Here is a 17,082-nt window from a genome sequence, read left to right on the forward strand (position 1 = left end):
TGATCACGTTGAGCGTGAGTCGGCCCCCGGCCGTATCTCCCCCGAAGGCCGACGCGGAGTGCGTCGGGTCGACAGGGGGAGAACTGAACATGGGCACATTGGGTACACGCATGATCGCGGTCTCCGCGGTCGTCGGAGCCGCCGCCGTCACCGGGCTCGCCGCTCCGCAGGCCCTCGCCGCGGAACCGGGGGCCACCGGGACCGTCCTCGCCACCAGCCTCAACGGGGCCAACGAAGTGCCGGCCGGAGACAGGGACGGCGCCGCCCTGGAGTTCGTACGGGTCAAGGGCGATCAGGTGTCCGTGGCCGTGAAGTGGCAGGGGGTCGGGAAGCCGACGGCCCTGCACCTGCACGAGGGCGCCAAGGGGGCCAACGGCGACGTACGGGTCGACTTCACCAAGGTGCTCGGGGACGCCAAGGGGCACCGCGTCACGGGCACCGTCACCGTCAAGGACGCCGCGCTCCTCGGGCGGCTCACCGCCGACCCCGGTGGTTTCTACGCCAATCTGCACACGGACGCGTTCCCCAAGGGCGCGGTCCGCGGGCAGCTCCACCGGGTCAGCGAACCGACCGACTTCGGCCACGCCCTCGACAATTTCCAGGCGTCCGTGGTGCGCGGCCGGCAGATCTACGAGTGCAAGACGGACGCCGCCACCGGAAAGGCGGCCTTCGCGCAGCGCGATGTGAGCGCCGTGCTCGCGGGGCACATCCGGCACTCGTTCACCGCGCCCAACTCCGGTGTCCCGCAGTGGGTGGCTCCCGACGGCAGCGCCGTGACCGGAGCGGTCGTCTCCCGGACGCCGAACGGTGCGGGCAACATCGCCGAACTGGACCTCAAGGCCACCCAGTCCGGGAAGCCGCGCGGGCTGCTCGCGGACACCGTCGAGATCCTGCGCCTCAACACCGTGGGCGGCGTGGCCCCTTCGGGCAGCTGTGACCCCGGGGCGATCGTGGGCGTGCCCTACAGGGCGGACTACGTGTTCCTGAACGGCTGAGCACGCCCGATCCACGTACCGCGTTCGGCGGCGTCGCCCCCTACGGGTCGGGGGTGGCGCCGCCGTGATGCGTCATCCCGTAGGTGTACGCGGAGTTGATCCCGGGGTCTGACGCTTCCTTGTGGCCGGTTTGGTCAGATTGGGTACACCACTCCAGACCAATCCGGGTGAGAATGGCGGCTTGGGGTGGACGCAGACTGGACGAGTGCACAGGACGGTAAGCCGCCGCCGATCACGGAGGTAGGGCAAGAAGATGGCACCGTACGCATCCGAAGACAGCGAGAGCCGCATGCGCCGCAAGGCCGTGCGCTACGCGGTCCCCGTGGCCGTGGTGGGGGTGGCCGCGGCGACGATCGGGCTCGTTCCGGCCCTCGCCAGCTCCGGCGACCCGGACCTTCCCGACATCACCGCGCGACAGCTCATCGAGAAGATCGCCACATCGGACACCGAGCAGCTCTCGGGCACCATGAAGATCCAGACGGATCTGGGCCTGCCCTCGATCGGCGGCGCCGCGGGCGGCGGTCTCATGGGCGGCGGCAGTGGGAGTGGCGGCGAGGGCGGATCGTCGGCCGACCCGCAGTCGAAGCTGACCGAGCTGGCCACCGGCTCGCACACGCTGCGCGTCGCGGCGGACGGCGCGGACCGGCAGAAGCTGTCGATCCTCGACGACGCCTCCGAGTACAGCGTGATCCACAACGGCGACGACGTGTGGGCCTACGACAGCAAGTCGGACGAGGCGTACCACGCGAAGCAGAAGCAGGGCGCGCACTCCGACGGCTCGGGCGACCACGCGAAGAAGGCCCCGAAGGGCGTTCCGGCGACGCCGAAGGAGCTGACGGACGAGATCCTCAAGGCCGGCGGCGACACCACGTCGTTCACGGTCGACGGCACCTCGCAGGTCGCGGGCCGGGACGCGTACCGGCTGCAGATCAAGCCGAAGCAGTCCGGTTCGACGGTCGGCGCGGTCACCGTGTCCGTGGACGCGAAGACCGGTACGCCGCTCAAGTTCAGCCTGACCCCGGCGGGCGGCGGCGCGGCCGTGGTCGACGCGGGCTTCACCAAGGTCGACTTCGCGAAGCCGGCCGCCTCCACCTTCGACTTCAAGCCGTCGAAGGGCACGAAGGTCACCGAGGCGGACGAGCTGGCGAAGGCGCAGCGCGGCGAGCGCGGGGCCGTGCCCGAGGACTTCAAGGCCGATGACCTCAAGGCGGGCGGCCTCGACGACCTGAACGTGATCGGCAAGGGCTGGACGTCGATCGCCGAGCTGAAGCTGCCGAAGGAGGCCGGTGGCCTGGCCGCGGGCAAGGGCTCGGCCGAGATGCCGCCCGACGCGCAGAAGTTCCTCAGCTCCCTGGGCGACCAGGTGAAGGGCGAGTTCGGCTCCGGCACCGTGTACTCGACACGCCTCGTGAACGTACTGGTCACCGAGGACGGGAAGGCGTACGCAGGTGCGGTCACCAAGGACGCGCTCGTGAAGGCGGCGAACGCGGGCTGATCGCAGGGAAGTCCGAGGTGAGGGGGCGGTGCGCACCGCCCCCTCACCCGTATGCATAGGAGGGGCATGGCGGAGCAACCGGGCACGGATCAGCTGGAGACGGAGCAGCCGAGCACGGAGCGACCGGGCACGGAGCAGCCGGACACCGAGCAGCCGGTCATCGAGACGCGGGAGCTCAGCAAGCGGTACCGGGGCGGGCAGCTCGCCGTCGACGGACTCAGCCTGAGCGTTCCGCGCGGCGCCGTCTTCGGCTTCCTCGGGCCGAACGGCTCCGGGAAGACCACCACCATCCGGATGCTGATGGGCCTGATCGAGCCGACCTCGGGGGCCGCCCGCGTCCTCGGCCGCCCCATGCCGCGCGCGGTGCGGACCGTGCTGCCGCAGGTGGGCGCGCTGATCGAGGGGCCCGCCCTGTACGGCTTCCTCAGCGGCCGGGACAACCTGCTGCGCTACGACTCCGCCGACCCGACCGCCGACCCCCGCACCCGCAAGGCGCGGGTCGGCGAGGCCCTCGACCGGGTGGGCCTGACGGCCGCGGCGGGCAAGAAGGCCAAGGCGTACTCGCTCGGCATGAAGCAGCGGCTCGGCCTCGCCTCGGCCCTGCTCACACCGCGCCGGCTGCTCGTCCTCGACGAGCCGACGAACGGCCTCGACCCGCAGGGCATGCGTGAAATAAGAAGTCTGGTACGGGAGTTGGCCTCCGACGGCACCACCATCTTCCTGTCCTCCCACCTGCTCGACGAGATCGAGCAGGTCTGCACGCACGCCGCGGTGATGGCGAAGGGCCGCCTCCTCACCCAGGGGCCCGTCGCCGAACTGGCCGCCGGAGTACGCGGAAAGCTCGCCGTCACCACCCCGGACCCGGCCGACGCCGCCCGCGTCCTCAAGGAGCACGGCCTCACGGTCCTCGACCTGGAGGACGAGCGGGTCACGGCCGAACCACCGCCTCCCGAAACGGACTTGGCGGATCTGAACACGGCACTGGTCACCGCGGGCGTACGCGTGCGCGGCTTCGGCGTCGAGCGGGCCTCGCTGGAGGACGCGTTCGTCGCGCTGACGGGGGAGGGCTTCGATGTCGCGGGTTGAGACGATGGGCGCGGCACCGGCGAACCCCCTGTGGACGCTCGGCCTGCTGCGCAGCGAGCTGACCGTGACCCTGCGCCGCTGGCGCACGCTCGCGCTGCTCGCCGTCCTCGCCGGGGTGCCGATCCTGATCGGTGTCGCCGTGAAGATCGAGACGAGCGGGGACGGGACGGCCGGCGGGGGCGGCCCCGCGTTCATCGCGCAGATCACGAACAACGGCCTGTTCCTGGTGTTCACGGCGCTCGCCGCGACGCTGCCGTTCTTCCTGCCCATGTCGGTCGGCGTCGTCGCGGGCGACGCCGTGGCGGGTGAGGCGAACGCCGGGACGCTGCGCTATCTGCTGGTCGCCCCCGCGGGCCGGACCCGTCTGCTGCTCACCAAATACGCGACCGTGCTGGCCTTCTGCCTGCTGGCGACGCTGGTGGTGGCGGTCTCCGCGCTCCTCACCGGACTGCTGCTGTTCCCGCTCGGCGACGTGGTCACCATCTCCGGCACCCGGATCGGCTTCGGCGAAGGGCTGTGGCGGGCGTTCCTGATCGCGCTCGTGGTCGCGGCGTCCCTGGTCGGCATCGCGGCCGTCGGGCTGTTCATCTCCACGCTCACCGGCAGCGGTATCGCGGCGATGGCGACGACGGTGGGCCTGCTGATCACCGTCCAGATCCTCGACCAGATCCCGCAGCTGCACGCGATCCAGCCCTATCTGTTCTCGCACCAGTGGCTGTCCTTCGCCGACCTGATGCGAGCGCCGGTCTACTGGGACGACGTGGTCAAGAACCTTGAACTGCAGGCCCTGTACGCGGCGGTGTTCGGCTCGGCCGCGTGGGCGCGGTTCACGGCGAAGGACATCACGTCGTGAACCGCGCCGGGGGATCCGGTCAGCCGGCCCTGGTCGGGTAGGGGGCCTCGGCCCGCTCCTGGGCCGCGGCGGCGTCCCGCGTCGGGCGGTCGCCGCGCCGCGGCCGGGCGAGCAGGAAGCCGACGGGCGCGCCCACCAGCACGGAGGAGTGGAACGGCCAGAAGTTCCAGTCCAGGTCGGGGAAGAGCGCGTACGGGGTGCCCGAGACCGAGGGGGAGAAGAAGGTGACGAGCAGGATCGCCGCCGTGCTCCCGTAGACGCAGCGCTTCATGGCCGCCGCGGTCATCGGGCGCTCGCTGCGCAGCCCGTGGATGACGAGCGGGAGGACCGTCGAGGTCGTCACGGTGTAGGACAGGATCAGCCAGAACTGCGGGCTGACGTCGGGGGTGAGGGCGGCGAGCAGAATGCTCACGCCGCCGATGGTGACCATGGTGAGCCGGGCGCGGCCCGCGCTGACGCTCTTCGTGCCGTCGGCCTTGAGCCCTTCCGGCTTGGCCACCGCGCCGCTCGTGCTGAGGTCGCGGACGACGGAGGCGGCCGCGGAGAGCAGGAGAACGGCGGCAGCGGCGAGGACCATCAGGAAGGTGGCGCAGAGCACGAACAGCAGCCACTTGCCGAGCCCGTCCTCGCCTCCGTCCAGGGCGATGGCGAGGCGGGCGATGATGTTTCCGCCGAACTGCCCCTGCGCGATCAGCTTCTCGTGGGGCACGAGGGCCGCCGCGCCGAAGCCGATGAGGGCGGCCATGGCGCACATCGGGCCGATGACGGCGAAGCCGATGCCCGCGACGCGGCGCGCGTCGGCCGGCTTCGAGGCATCGGTGAAGCGCGCGATGAGGTACGGCATGAAGGCCGCGCCGGTCAGCACGCAGAGGCAGAACGCGGCGAGATCGACGAAGCCGACGGGGCCGTCTCCGAAGAGCTGTCCCAGCTCCAGATAGCCGGACGAGCCGGACCGCTGCCGGTCGGCGGCGTCGAAGATCGAGCCGAAGCTGCCGTTGAACCTGATCAGGACGAGCAGGCCGAGGAGCGGAGCGATGATCACCAGACCGGCCATCTTGGCCATCTGCAGCACGCTCGCGCCGCGGGTGGCGCCGATCGCCGCGCAGGAGACGATCAGCGCGCCCATGAGCACGATGAGCAGCTGCCGCGTCCCGAGGTCGGTGATGCCGACCATCTGGGCCGTGTCGCCGAGGGGCTGGAACTGGGCGGTCAGCAGCGGCACCGTCGCGGCGAGCATGGCGAAACCGGCGGCGCGGCGGCCGGGCCCGGGCGGCAGATGGCGGGCGACGGTCTCGCCGAAGGAGCGTCCGCCGACGCCCGCGAGGCGCTTCGCCAGCCACTGCCGCATCAGCAGCGGGGACAGCGCCGCGGCCAGGGCGACGATCAGACCGTCCCCGCCGGCCACGGCGACGACCCCGACGAGGTACATGACGGCGGCGGCGTTCGCGATGTCGCCGGAGTAGGCGAATCCGGTCATGCGGGTACTGAGCCGCTTGCTCTCGCCGACGCGGAAGAACTCGTCGCCGACGCGGAGATCGGGGCTGGCCCACATCGACAGGAACAGGCAGGCGCCGATGAAGAGGAGGAACAGGAGCAGGGCGATCACGAGTCCGCCCATCACGCACCGCCCCCGTGGGCCGGACGCGGTGCGGTGCGGGCGCCCAGGAGGCGTGCGTAGGTCAAGGCTCCTCCAGGAGCAGAACGTGCGGCTCAGGCGCGGGCGGGACGCGACACAGGCATCGACCGCCCGAAAGGTCGAACACACGTTACCGGCGGTTAGGAGGAGCGCCATGAGGTGAACAGGGGGGATTCCGCGAAGAGTTGGTGACCGACCGCCCGCCGGTTCGACGGGCGGTCGGCGGGCCTCACCGGGTCACTGGACGCAGAACTCGTTCCCCTCGGGGTCGGCCATCACCGCCCACTCCCCGCCCTGCGCCTTCACCTCGTTCAGGACGCGCGCGCCGAGGCCGGTGAGCCGCTCGACCTCGGCCGCCCGCTGCCCTGCCTCGGCGTGTACGTCGATGTGCAGCCGGTTCTTGCCGCTCTTGGCCTCGGGCACCCGCTGGAACAGGATCCGGCGGCCGAGCCCGGTGCCGGTGTCCGCGTCCACCGGGTCGTCGGGGTGGCGCACGGCGACCAGGTCACGGAAGGCGTGGCGCCCCCACCGCGTCACGGTGTCCGCCTCGCTCACCGCCCCGAACCCGAGGAGCCGTTCGATCAGCGCGGCGTTGTCCTCGATCTCGTAGCCGAGGGTGGCCGCCCAGAATTCGGCCTGGGTGTGCGGATCGGCGGCGTCCACGACGAGCTTCCAGTGCAGAGTCATGCCCCAGTTATAGGCCGAACTTCCTCCGGGTGGGCGGAAGTTGGCGTCTGACGCGCCGCCTCCGCGGCCGCTTGGGCCAGCCGGGCCCGGTTGATCCGCGCCGTACGCAGCGCGTCCCAGGTCAGCACGGCGAGCGCCAGCCACACCAGCGCGAATCCGGCCCACCGCTCGGGCGGCATCGCCTCGTGGAAGTACCAGATGCCCAGCACGAACTGGAACACGGGCGCCAGGTATTGCAGCAGCCCCAGCGTCGACAGCGGCACCCGGATCGCCGCCGCCCCGAAGCACACCAGCGGGATGGCCGTGACCACGCCGGTCGAGGCGAGCAGCGCCGCGTGCCCGACGCCCTCCGTCTCGAACGTCGACCGGCCCTGCGCCGCCAGCCACACCAGGTAGGCGAGCGCGGGCAGGAACTGCACGGCGGTCTCGGCGGTGAGCGACTCGAGCCCGCTGAGGTTGACCTTCTTCTTCACGAGCCCGTACGTGCCGAAGGAGAACGCGAGCACCAGCGAGATCCACGGCGGCTGCCCGTACCCGATGGCCAGCACCAGGACAGCGGCGAACCCCGTCCCGACGGCCGCCCACTGCGCGGGCCGCAGCCGCTCCTTCAGGAGCAGGACGCCGAGCGCGATCGAGACGAGCGGGTTGATGAAGTACCCGAGTGAGGCCTCGACGACATGGCCGGAGTTCACGGACCAGATGTAGACGCCCCAGTTGACCGTGATGACGGCGGCGGCGATGGCGACGAGTCCGAGCCGCTTCGGCTGCCGGACCAGCTCCTTCGCCCAGCCCCACTTCCGTACGAAGAGCAGCGCGACGCCCACGAAGACCAGTGACCACACCATGCGGTGGGCCAGGATCTCCACGGATCCCGCGGGCTTGAGCAGTGGCCAGAACAGCGGGACGAGGCCCCACATCCCGTATGCCGCGAACCCGTTGAGGAGCCCGATGCGCCCCTCGTTCGCGCCCTGGCCCCCTGCCTTCGGCTCCGTGCCCGCCCCGTCCTGCATGAACCCTCCCTCGTGACACCCGGCAGCCCCGCGGCGGCCTCCACGAAGGTAGCGCCGCCGGGCCCCGCCCGTCATGCCCGTATCGCCATACGGTCCTGACGGATGTGCCGGGGCAGGGGGTGTCCGGAAGGGGTCTAGCGCAGCGCGGCGGCGATGGCGTCGGCGATCGGGGTGGTGGGCCGCCCGATGAGGCGGGCCAGGTCGCCGTTCTGCCGCGCGAGCAGGCCCTGCTCGACCGCGGTGTCCACGCCCACGAGGATGTCGGCGAAGGGGGCGGGGAGGCCCGCGCCGAGCAGGATCTCCCGGTTCTGCTCGGGCGTGACGGCCCGGTAGACGATCTCCTTGCCGGACTGCCGCCCGACCTCGGCGGCGTACTCGGCGAGCGACCACGCGACGTCGCCGCTCAGCTCGTACGCCTTGTTCTCGTGGCCCTCGCCGGTCAGTACGGCGACGGCGGCCGCGGCGTAGTCGGCGCGGGAGGCGGAGGCCAGCCGGCCCTCGCCCGCGTTCGCCACGACGGCGCCGTGCTCCAGGACCGGGGCCAGGTTCCCGGTGAAGTTCTCGTGGTACCAGCCGTTGCGCAGGAACGTGTACGGCAGGCCGGAGTCGAGGATCGCCTGCTCGGTGACCTTGTGCTCGGCGGCGAGCTCGAAGTCGGCGTCCGGGCCGCCGAGCACTCCGGTGTACGCGAGGAGCGCGACGCCCGCCGTCTTCGCCGCGTCGATCACGGCCTGGTGCTGGGCGACGCGCTGCCCGACCTCGCTGCCGGAGATCAGCAGGACGCGGTCGCCCGCACGGAAGACGCCGTCGAGCGTCTCGGGCGCGCTGTAGTCGGCGACGCGCAGCTCGACGCCGCGCTCCGCGAGGTCGGAGGCCTTGTCCTTGTTCCGCACGACGGCGGCGATCTCCGCTGCGGGAACGCCCGCGTCGAGCAGTCCCGCGACGACCAAACGGCCGAGCTGTCCGGTGGCGCCGGTGACGACGAAGCTCATGTCTGAAATCTCCTTGATGAGGGGGGTTCCCCTTCACCGTAGGACAGCCACTAACGAATCGTAAGTACCCACTTTGAAGTAAGGTACTGGTGTGACGGTAAGCAGGGTCAAGGAATGGACGACGACCGGCGAGGGCATGTGCCCGCAGCGTCTGGTCCTGGAGCACGTCACCAGCCGCTGGGGCGTCCTCGTGCTGATGGCGCTGGCGGAACGGTCGTTCCGGTTCAGCGAACTGCGCCGGGAACTCGGCGGGGCCGTCAGCGAGAAGATGCTCGCGCAGACGCTGCAGACCCTGGAGCGCGACGGCGTCGTGCACCGCGACGCCAAGCCCGTGATCCCGCCCCGCGTCGACTACTCGCTCACCGCTCTGGGCCGCGAGGCCGCCGCGCAGGTCGGCGCGCTCGCGGACTGGACGGAGCGGAGGCTGCCCGAGGTGCAGTCGGCACGCCAGGCGTACGACGAGGGGCGCGCGGACGGCGCGTAACGCAGGAAGTCCGGGCGCGCGGTGGCCGCGCGCCCGGACTTCGCCCTGTTTGCCGGGCGCTCAGCCCACGACGGTCCAGGTGTCGCCGCCGGCGAGCAGCGCACCCAGTTCGCCCTTGCCGTCCCGCTCGATCGCGGCGTCGAGCTGGTCGCTCATCTGCACGTCGTAGACGGGCCGTTCGACATCGCGCAGGACACCGATCGGGGTGTGGTGCAGCGTGTCCGGGTCGGCGAGCCGGGAGAGCGCGAAGGCCGTGGTCGGGGACGCCGCGTGGGCGTCGTGGACCAGGATGTCCGCCTTGTTGTCCTCCGTGACCGGCACGACGCTGAGGTCGCCGGTGGCCGGGTCGCGCACGACGCCCTTCGAGGCCTCGGGCCCGAAGGTGATCGGCTGCCCGTGTTCGAGGCGGATGACGGCTTCCTCGGCCTGCTGCTTGTCCTTGAGGACCTCGAAGGCGCCGTCGTTGAAGATGTTGCAGTTCTGGTAGATCTCGACGAGCGCCGTCCCCTGGTGGTCGGCGGCCGCCCGGAGCACCGACGTGAGGTGCTTGCGGTCGGAGTCGACGGTGCGGGCCACGAAGGACGCCTCGGCGCCGATGGCGAGCGACACCGGGTTGAAGGGCGCGTCGAGCGAGCCCATCGGCGTCGACTTGGTGATCTTGCCGACCTCGGACGTCGGGCTGTACTGGCCCTTGGTGAGCCCGTAGATCCGGTTGTTGAACAGCAGGATCTTCAGGTTCACATTGCGGCGCAGCGCGTGGATGAGGTGGTTGCCGCCGATCGACAGCGCATCGCCGTCACCGGTCACGACCCACACGCTCAAGTCCCGCCGGGACGAGGCGAGTCCGGTGGCGATGGCCGGGGCGCGGCCGTGGATGGAGTGCATCCCGTAGGTGTTCATGTAGTACGGGAAGCGGGACGAGCAGCCGATCCCGGAGACGAAGACGATGTTCTCCTTCGCCAGCCCGAGCTCGGGCATGAAGCCCTGCACGGCGGCGAGGACCGCGTAGTCGCCGCAGCCCGGGCACCAGCGCACTTCCTGATCGGACTTGAAGTCCTTCATGGACTGCTTGGCCTCGGCCTTGGGAACCAGCGACAGAAGCGTCTGAGCGCCGTCCCCGGTCTCCCCCGGAGCCTCTTCCGCGGCCTGGCCGCCGGCCTCCCGGGACTCCCTGGTCTGCGTATCAGCCATCGATGGCCTCCTTGAGAGCGGTGGCGAGCTGCTCAGCCTTGAACGGCATTCCGTTGACCTGGTTGTAGCTGTGCGCGTCCACCAGATACTTCGCCCGTACGAGTGTGGCGAGCTGACCGAGGTTCATCTCGGGGATCACCACCTTGTCGTAACGCTTCAGGACCTCACCCAGATTCCGCGGGAACGGGTTGAGGTGGCGCAGATGGGCCTGCGCGATGTGCTCACCGGCCGTGCGCAGGCGACGCACCGCGGCCGTGATCGGGCCGTACGTAGAGCCCCAGCCGAGGACGAGCGTGCGGGCCTCGCCGGTGGCGTCGTCGACCTCGATGTCGGGCACGTCGATGCCGTCGACCTTCGCCTGCCGGGTGCGGACCATGAAGTCGTGGTTGGCCGGGTCGTACGAGATGTTGCCCGTGCCGTCCTGCTTCTCGATCCCGCCGATCCGGTGCTCCAGGCCCGGCGTGCCGGGGATCGCCCAGGGGCGCGCGAGGGTCTGCGGGTCGCGCTTGTACGGCCAGTAGACCTCGGTGCCGTCCTCGGTGGTGTGGTTCGGCCCGGAGGCGAACTGGACGCGCAGGTCCGGGAGTTCGTCGACCTCGGGGATGCGCCACGGTTCCGAGCCGTTGGCCAGGTAGCCGTCCGAGAGCAGCATGACCGGGGTGCGGTAGGTGACGGCGATCCGGGCCGCTTCGAGGGCGGCGTCGAAGCAGTCGGCGGGGGTGCGGGGTGCGACGACCGGGATCGGGGCCTCGCCATTGCGCCCGTACATGGCCTGGAGCAGGTCGGCCTGTTCGGTCTTGGTCGGCAGTCCGGTGGAGGGGCCGCCGCGCTGGATGTCGATGACGAGCAGCGGCAGTTCGAGGCTCACGGCGAGGCCGATGGTCTCGGACTTGAGCGCGACGCCGGGGCCTGACGTCGTGGTGACGGCGAGGCTGCCGCCGAAGGCGGCGCCGAGCGCGGCACCGATGCCGGCGATCTCGTCCTCCGCCTGGAAGGTGCGCACGCCGAAGTTCTTGTGCTTGCTGAGCTCGTGGAGGATGTCACTCGCGGGAGTGATCGGGTACGAGCCCAGGTACAGCGGCAGGTCCGCCTGCTTCGAGGCCGCGATCAGCCCGTACGAGAGGGCCAGGTTCCCGGAGATGTTGCGGTAGGTGCCGGGAGGGAAGGCGGTGGAGGCGGGGGCGACCTCGTAGGAGACCGCGAAGTCCTCGGTCGTCTCACCGAAGTTCCAGCCCGCGTGGAACGCCGCGAGGTTCGCCTTCATGATCTCGGGCTTCTTGGCGAACTTGGCCTTGAGGAACTTCTCCGTGCCCTCGGTCGGCCGGTGGTACATCCACGACAGCAGGCCGAGCGCGAACATGTTCTTGGAGCGCCCCGCGTCCTTGCGCGAGAGCTCGAACTCCTTCAGCGCCTCGACGGTGAGCGTCGTCAGCGGCACGGGGTGCACGTGGTACCCGTCGAGCGAACCGTCCTCGAGGGGGCTGGTGTCGTAACCGACCTTCTGCATCGCCCGCTTGGTGAACTCATCGGTGTTGACGATGACTTCGGCGCCGCGCGGTACGTCCCCGATATTGGCCTTCAGTGCGGCCGGGTTCATCGCCACCAGTACGTTCGGCGCGTCGCCCGGCGTCAGGATGTCGTGGTCGGCGAAGTGGAGTTGGAAGGAGGACACGCCCGGCAGCGTCCCTGCGGGGGCGCGGATCTCGGCCGGGAAGTTCGGCAGCGTGGAGAGATCGTTGCCGAACGAAGCGGTCTCCGAAGTGAAGCGGTCCCCCGTGAGCTGCATGCCGTCACCGGAGTCACCCGCGAACCGGATGATCACCCGGTCGACGCGCCGTACGTCCTTGCTCGATTGTCCTGCCGACGTTCGCTGCCCGCCGACAACAGCGCTGTCGGTCCCGTCGGCCTGCTCGGTGGTGCTACTGACCTGGCTGGTCACTGAACTGGACCTCCCTCGAGGCGGCTGTGCGGGCACGGCCGTCCCACCGGCCTTCCCACGGCCCCACCCTACGTCTGTAAGGGTCGCCTTCCTGAGGCGATTCGCATGGTGGACCGCCAAATGAGACGGCGGGTCGCCCCGATTTGTGTGTTGATTCCCCCTGTGGAGACGCGCTCGGTCGGTCGATGGTTCTGTGGCGCCTCCATTATCTGACGGGACGTCAGTTAATCAAGACGGTGATGGGTTCAGGCAGGAAGGCGGGGACGGGTTCGGGTCGGAAGGCGGTCATGAGTTCCGGGAGGAAGGCCTTCATGAGTTCAGGTAGGTCAGGACCGCCAGTACGCGGCGGTGGTCCCCGTCGCTCTGGGACAGCCCCAGCTTCAGGAAGATGTTGCTGACGTGCTTCTCGACCGCGCCGTCGCTCACCACGAGCTGCCGCGCGATCGCCGAGTTCGTACGCCCCTCCGCCATCAGGCCGAGCACCTCGCGCTCGCGGGGCGTCAGATTCGCCAGCACGTCCTGCTTGCGGCTGCGGCCGAGCAGCTGCGCGACCACCTCGGGGTCGAGCGCGGTGCCGCCCTCGGCGACCCGGACCACCGCGTCCACGAACTCCCGCACCTCGGCGACCCGGTCCTTGAGCAGGTACCCGACGCCGCGGCTCGAACCGGCGAGCAGCTCGGTGGCGTACTGCTCCTCCACGTACTGCGACAGGACCAGCACGCCGAGGTCGGGGAACCGGGCCCGCAGTCGCACCGCCGCGCGCACGCCCTCGTCCGTGTGCGTGGGCGGCATGCGCACGTCCGCGACGACCACGTCGGGCAGCTGTCCCTGATCCCCCAGCTCGACGATGGTCTTGATCAGCGCTTCCCCGTCGCCGACACCCGCGACGACCTCGTGACCGCGGTCCGTGAGCAACCGGGTCAGGCCCTCCCTGAGCAGCACTGAATCCTCGGCGATGACGACCCGCACCTTGTCCTCCACGTTCTTCGGCCCCCCAGCACACGAGCGCCCCGACACGCTGCGCGCCGAGATCACCCGATCCTGCCCCCAGCATTCCAGGCTCGGGGGGTGGAGGGGCAGGGTTCTTCGGGCGGGTGTCGGGTGGAGGGAGCCGCTCGGGCTCGGCCCGGGACGTGGCCGTTCCTAGGCCACAGGCTTCGTCCGGGGCCCGGCCGTCCCTACGCCACGGGGCTCCGCCCCGGACCCCGCGCCTCAATCGCCGGCGGGGCTGGTTTTGCCGGACCGGCGTTACGGCCTCGGGGCACTGTCCACTGTCCCGGACCTCGCGAGTCCCGTCCCAGAGCGGGGCTTGATTTGTCCCACCCACCCGCAGACAATCGCCCCGTTCCCCCGCCCATCTCCCACCCACCCGCCCCCTCCGGGGGCGTCGGCCCGACGGGGTGCCGCCAGAGCCTTGGGCGATCCGGTGGCGGCCACGGCTCCCGCTCGTTGCGGTCGACGCTGCCCCACCTCGGGTAACCTCCGCCAGCCGCGGCTCCCCACCCATTTGCGGCCGACGCCGTCCCGCCTTGGGCAACGCCAACCCCGGCTCCCCACCCGCCACGGTCGGCCGCCCCCGCCTTGGGCAATCTGCCGCCTGGGGCGGCAGGGTGGGCAAGGCGGCGCCCCGGTGCGGCGCAACGGGAAACAAGGGGCCCGGCCACGGGTGGGCGGACAGCGCACGGTGCCGCGCAACGGGAAACGAGGGGCCCACCACGGGTGGGCGGACAGTGCACGGTGCCGCGCAACGGGGACCAGGGGCCGGCCACGGCACGGTGCCGTGCCACGGGGAGTCCGCCCCGGCCACGGGTAGGCCAGGGCGGACGGTGCCGCGGAACCACCCACGGGCTCACCCCCGCGTCACGGCCGACGCCACGGCAACTCCGCCGTCACCCGCGTCGGCCCACCCCCGGGCGACTCGACCACCAGAATCCCGTCGACCGCATCGAGACGCCCGGCCAGCGCCGCCAACCCCGACCCGCCGGAGGCCACCGCTCCGCCGCCCCCGTTGTCGTACACCTGCACCATCAACCGGTCCCGCGCCCGCCACACGTCGACCTCCGCCCGCGTCGCCCCGCTGTGCGCGCTCACGTTCTGGAGCAGCTCGGAGACGGTGAAGTACGCGATGCCCTCGATGGCCGGCGCCGGCCGCTCCACCAGGTCGACCTCCACCCGCACCGGCACCGCACACCGCGACGCCACCGCCGACAGCGCCGCGTCGAGCCCGCGGTCCGTGAGCACCGCCGGGTGGATCCCGCGCGCCAAGTCCCGCAGCTCCTGCAGCGCCGTCTTCACCTCACCGTGCGCCTCGCCCACCAGGCGCGCCGCCGTCTCGGGGTCCTCGCTCAGCTTCTCCTTGGCGACACCGAGGTCCATGGCCAGATTCACCAGCCGGGCCTGCGCCCCGTCGTGCAGATCCCGCTCTATGCGCCGCAGGTCGGCCGCCGCCGTGTCGACCACGACACCCCGGTCCGACTCCAGCTCCACCACGCGCGACGCGAGCCGCGAGGGGCCGAGCAGTCCGATCACCATCAGCCGGTCCACCGTCGTCAACGCCCGGATCACCCACGGCGTGACCAGCGTGACGAGCAGCCCGAGCCCCGCGGTCACCGTGATCTCGAAGGGGTTGTCGAGGTAGATGGCGTGGCCCGCGTCCCCGTACAGCTGGATGCCGTCCTGTCCCACGTACGTGGGAAACACCCAGCGCCAGAGCGGATACGTGAGCATCGTCCAGCCGGTCGCCCAGAAGCTCAGCCCCACGGCGAACCCGAACACCGCCCACGGCATGTGCAGCACCCCGTACAGCAAGTGCCGCCACGAGACGCCGCTCTTGAGCGTCGCCCCTATCCACCCCATCGGCCCGCCCGTGCGCGGCCGCAGCGGCTCCGGCGTACCGACCTCGACGCCGAGCAGCCCGCGTGCCCGCACCCGCTCCAGCGCACCGAGCCCGCGCGACCCGGCGAGCGCCGCCGCGAGCACCGGAACCCCGATGAACGTGATCAGCAGGCCCACACCCAGCGAGGTCATCGTCACGGCCCACACGAACCCGATGATGCTGAGCGGCAGGCTGAGCAGCAGATATCCGAACTCCCGCCACGTCCGCCCCTCGATCGGCGCCCGCAACCCGGCCGGCAGCCGGTTCAGGCCCCGACGCGGGCCCGAACGGTCGTCGTGGCCACCGTCGAAGCCGTGCCCGGCGTCGCGGTTCTCGTCGTACGAGTACGCGTACGCGTCCCTCTGGTCGCGATATCCGTACGAGTGCGTGGCCATCGTGTCCGTCCGTTCTGCTCAGTACCGCTCAGGTCTGTGGGGGAGCCGTCGCTCTGCTCACTTGGGCTCTGCATCAAGCCTCCTCGCGGGCGCGCCCCGCGACCATGCGGCGGGTCGGCGTCTTCGACCGGGGGTTTTCCCTACCTCTGCCGTATCGGCTCGGTCCGATCGCGCCACGGCAGCTCCGCCGTGACCGTGGTCGGGCCGCCCTGCGGCGAGATCACGACGAACAGGCCGTCCACCGCGCCCAGCCGCTCCGCGAGGCCCGCCATGCCCGTCCCCTTGGTCACGCTCGCGCCGCCCCGCCCGTCGTCGTACACCTGGATGAGCAGCCGGTCCTTCGAGCGCCACACGTCCACCGAGGCCAGCGTGGCGCCGCTGTGCTTGCTGATGTTCTGAAGCAGCTCGGAGACGGTGAAGTACGCGATGCCCTCGATCGCCTCCGCCGGCCGGCCCGTCAGTTCCGTCGTCACCTTCACCGGCACCGTGCAGCGCGAGGCCACGGAGGACAGGGCCGCGTCGAGCCCGCGGTCGGTGAGGACGGCCGGGTGAATGCCGCGCGCCAGGTCCCGCAGTTCCTGCAGCGCGAGCTTGACCTCGCCGTGCGCCTCGTCGACCATCGCCGCCACCGCGTCGTCGGCCCGGCCCTCCAGGAGCTTCTCCTTCGCGAGACCGAGCCCCATGGCCAGATTGACCAGCCGGGCCTGCGCCCCGTCGTGCAGATCGCGCTCGATGCGCCGCAGGTCGGCGGCGGCCGTGTCGACGACGACGCCCCGGTCCGACTCGAGCTCCTCGATCCGCCGCTCCAACTCGTCGGAGGGGGAGAGCAGCGCCCGCACCATCGCCCGGTCCGCGTTGCCCAGACCGCGCGCGATGAACGGCAGCACCGGCCACAGCACGAACAGACCGACCAGCGTCAGGGCGAACGTCAGCACGGCCCACGGCAACCGGATCACCTCGTACAGCACCGTGCGCCAGCCCACCGGGTCCTTGAGTCCGGTCCACAGCCAGCCGAAGAAACCGCCCGCGCGCCGCACCGGCAGCGGGCTCGGCTCGTCGATGCGCACGCCGAGCAGCGCCCTCGCCCGCCCGCGCTCCGCCTTGCCGAGCAGCCGCGCACCCCTGAGGCCGGCGGCGATCAGCGGAAGTCCGATCACCGTGACCGTCAGCCCCGCGCCGAGCGACACCATCGTGACCGCGTACACGAATCCGAAGACGGACAGCGGGAAGCTGCTCAGGAGATAGGCGATCTCCTTCCACGTGGCGCTGTCGTACCCCAGTCGTGGCGGTGGCAGCACCGGATGGTCTTCGGGAGTGTCGAGTGGCTCGGTCATAGCGGCAAGAGTGCCCTGGCCCGGGGCGGGGCGCCATGAGGACGACCGCCAACTTGACCGGGGGTTAACCCCACCACGAGCCCCACCTCGACTCCCGGCTCAAGTCCCGC

At 71.1% G+C, this 17,082-nt stretch carries 14 protein-coding genes; 5 read left to right on the top strand and 9 right to left on the bottom strand.

Annotated elements, in window-relative coordinates; translation table 11 throughout:
* Nucleotides 1–89: 89 nt before the first annotated feature.
* The 4 genes from ACYSUO_RS17115 (at nt 90) to ACYSUO_RS17130 (ending at nt 4,429) form a co-directional block, all read left to right on the top strand.
* Nucleotides 90–995 carry a CHRD domain-containing protein gene (locus ACYSUO_RS17115; RefSeq protein WP_461777014.1) on the top strand — a complete coding sequence of 302 codons (906 nt, stop codon included), beginning with the start codon at nt 90–92 and terminating at the stop codon, nt 993–995.
* Nucleotides 996–1,248: 253 nt separating this feature from the next.
* Nucleotides 1,249–2,490: a LolA family protein gene (locus ACYSUO_RS17120; protein WP_461777015.1), complete on the top strand. Its 1,242-nt coding sequence runs from the start codon at nt 1,249–1,251 to the stop codon at nt 2,488–2,490.
* Nucleotides 2,491–2,556: 66 nt separating this feature from the next.
* The gene (locus ACYSUO_RS17125; protein ID WP_461777016.1) at nt 2,557–3,576 is read left to right on the top strand and encodes an ABC transporter ATP-binding protein; all 1,020 of its coding nucleotides are present in this window, start codon (nt 2,557–2,559) and stop codon (nt 3,574–3,576) included.
* Nucleotides 3,563–4,429 carry an ABC transporter permease gene (locus tag ACYSUO_RS17130; RefSeq protein WP_461777017.1) on the top strand — a complete coding sequence of 289 codons (867 nt, stop codon included), beginning with the start codon at nt 3,563–3,565 and terminating at the stop codon, nt 4,427–4,429. The genes ACYSUO_RS17125 and ACYSUO_RS17130 overlap by 14 nt, the downstream gene beginning before the upstream one ends.
* Nucleotides 4,430–4,448: 19 nt before the next feature.
* On the opposite strand, the gene ACYSUO_RS17135 is transcribed toward ACYSUO_RS17130, so the two are convergent.
* The 4 genes from ACYSUO_RS17135 to ACYSUO_RS17150 form a co-directional block, all read right to left on the bottom strand.
* Nucleotides 4,449–6,047, bottom strand: a complete 1,599-nt coding sequence (locus ACYSUO_RS17135) for an SLC5/6 family protein (RefSeq protein ID WP_461777018.1) — start codon at nt 6,045–6,047, stop codon at nt 4,449–4,451.
* 255 nt (nt 6,048–6,302) lie between these two features.
* Complete coding sequence (locus tag ACYSUO_RS17140; RefSeq protein WP_461777019.1) at nt 6,303–6,752, bottom strand: VOC family protein; 450 nt, start codon at nt 6,750–6,752, stop codon at nt 6,303–6,305.
* Nucleotides 6,749–7,762: an EamA family transporter RarD gene (rarD, locus tag ACYSUO_RS17145; protein WP_461777020.1), complete on the bottom strand. Its 1,014-nt coding sequence runs from the start codon at nt 7,760–7,762 to the stop codon at nt 6,749–6,751. Before rarD ends, ACYSUO_RS17140 begins: the two co-directional genes overlap by 4 nt.
* Before the next feature lie 134 nt (nt 7,763–7,896).
* Complete coding sequence (locus tag ACYSUO_RS17150; RefSeq protein WP_461777021.1) at nt 7,897–8,754, bottom strand: SDR family oxidoreductase; 858 nt, start codon at nt 8,752–8,754, stop codon at nt 7,897–7,899.
* 136 nt (nt 8,755–8,890) lie between these two features.
* On the opposite strand from ACYSUO_RS17150, the gene ACYSUO_RS17155 reads away from it, so the two are divergent.
* A complete protein-coding gene (locus ACYSUO_RS17155; RefSeq protein WP_461777188.1) occupies nt 8,891–9,238 on the top strand; it encodes a winged helix-turn-helix transcriptional regulator in 348 nt (115 codons plus the stop codon).
* Nucleotides 9,239–9,298: 60 nt separating this feature from the next.
* Here ACYSUO_RS17155 and ACYSUO_RS17160 read toward each other — a convergent pair whose 3' ends face one another.
* The 5 genes from ACYSUO_RS17160 to ACYSUO_RS17180 all read right to left on the bottom strand — a co-directional run bounded on the left by ACYSUO_RS17160 (nt 9,299) and on the right by ACYSUO_RS17180 (nt 16,972).
* Nucleotides 9,299–10,300, bottom strand: a complete 1,002-nt coding sequence (locus ACYSUO_RS17160; protein WP_461777189.1) for a 2-oxoacid:ferredoxin oxidoreductase subunit beta — start codon at nt 10,298–10,300, stop codon at nt 9,299–9,301.
* A 121-nt stretch (nt 10,301–10,421) separates the two neighbouring features.
* A complete protein-coding gene (locus ACYSUO_RS17165; RefSeq protein ID WP_461777022.1) occupies nt 10,422–12,368 on the bottom strand; it encodes a 2-oxoacid:acceptor oxidoreductase subunit alpha in 1,947 nt (648 codons plus the stop codon).
* Between the two features lie 309 nt (nt 12,369–12,677).
* Complete coding sequence (locus tag ACYSUO_RS17170) at nt 12,678–13,337, bottom strand: LuxR C-terminal-related transcriptional regulator (RefSeq protein ID WP_461777190.1); 660 nt, start codon at nt 13,335–13,337, stop codon at nt 12,678–12,680.
* An 891-nt stretch (nt 13,338–14,228) separates the two neighbouring features.
* Nucleotides 14,229–15,638 (bottom strand): sensor histidine kinase, encoded by a 1,410-nt coding sequence (locus ACYSUO_RS17175; RefSeq protein WP_461777023.1) that lies wholly within the window; start codon nt 15,636–15,638, stop codon nt 14,229–14,231.
* 140 nt (nt 15,639–15,778) lie between these two features.
* Nucleotides 15,779–16,972 (bottom strand): sensor histidine kinase, encoded by a 1,194-nt coding sequence (locus ACYSUO_RS17180; protein ID WP_461777024.1) that lies wholly within the window; start codon nt 16,970–16,972, stop codon nt 15,779–15,781.
* Nucleotides 16,973–17,082: the final 110 nt, after the last annotated feature.

It is taken from the genome of Streptomyces sp. UC4497, assembly GCF_054871485.1.

Excerpts from the sequence above, each read along its gene's own strand:
- ACYSUO_RS17155 (WP_461777188.1), top strand. The coding sequence starts at position 8,891 with ATGTGCCCGCAGCGTCTGGTCCTGGAGCACGTCACCAGCCGCTGGGGC.
- ACYSUO_RS17115 (WP_461777014.1), top strand. The coding sequence starts at position 90 with ATGGGCACATTGGGTACACGCATGATCGCGGTCTCCGCGGTCGTCGGA.
- ACYSUO_RS17130 (WP_461777017.1), top strand. The coding sequence starts at position 3,563 with ATGTCGCGGGTTGAGACGATGGGCGCGGCACCGGCGAACCCCCTGTGG.
- ACYSUO_RS17150 (WP_461777021.1), bottom strand. The coding sequence starts at position 8,754 with ATGAGCTTCGTCGTCACCGGCGCCACCGGACAGCTCGGCCGTTTGGTC.
- ACYSUO_RS17140 (WP_461777019.1), bottom strand. The coding sequence starts at position 6,752 with ATGACTCTGCACTGGAAGCTCGTCGTGGACGCCGCCGATCCGCACACC.
- ACYSUO_RS17180 (WP_461777024.1), bottom strand. The coding sequence starts at position 16,972 with ATGACCGAGCCACTCGACACTCCCGAAGACCATCCGGTGCTGCCACCG.
- ACYSUO_RS17120 (WP_461777015.1), top strand. The coding sequence starts at position 1,249 with ATGGCACCGTACGCATCCGAAGACAGCGAGAGCCGCATGCGCCGCAAG.
- ACYSUO_RS17125 (WP_461777016.1), top strand. The coding sequence starts at position 2,557 with ATGGCGGAGCAACCGGGCACGGATCAGCTGGAGACGGAGCAGCCGAGC.
- ACYSUO_RS17175 (WP_461777023.1), bottom strand. The coding sequence starts at position 15,638 with ATGGCCACGCACTCGTACGGATATCGCGACCAGAGGGACGCGTACGCG.
- ACYSUO_RS17135 (WP_461777018.1), bottom strand. The coding sequence starts at position 6,047 with ATGGGCGGACTCGTGATCGCCCTGCTCCTGTTCCTCCTCTTCATCGGC.
- rarD (WP_461777020.1), bottom strand. The coding sequence starts at position 7,762 with ATGCAGGACGGGGCGGGCACGGAGCCGAAGGCAGGGGGCCAGGGCGCG.
- ACYSUO_RS17160 (WP_461777189.1), bottom strand. The coding sequence starts at position 10,300 with ATGAAGGACTTCAAGTCCGATCAGGAAGTGCGCTGGTGCCCGGGCTGC.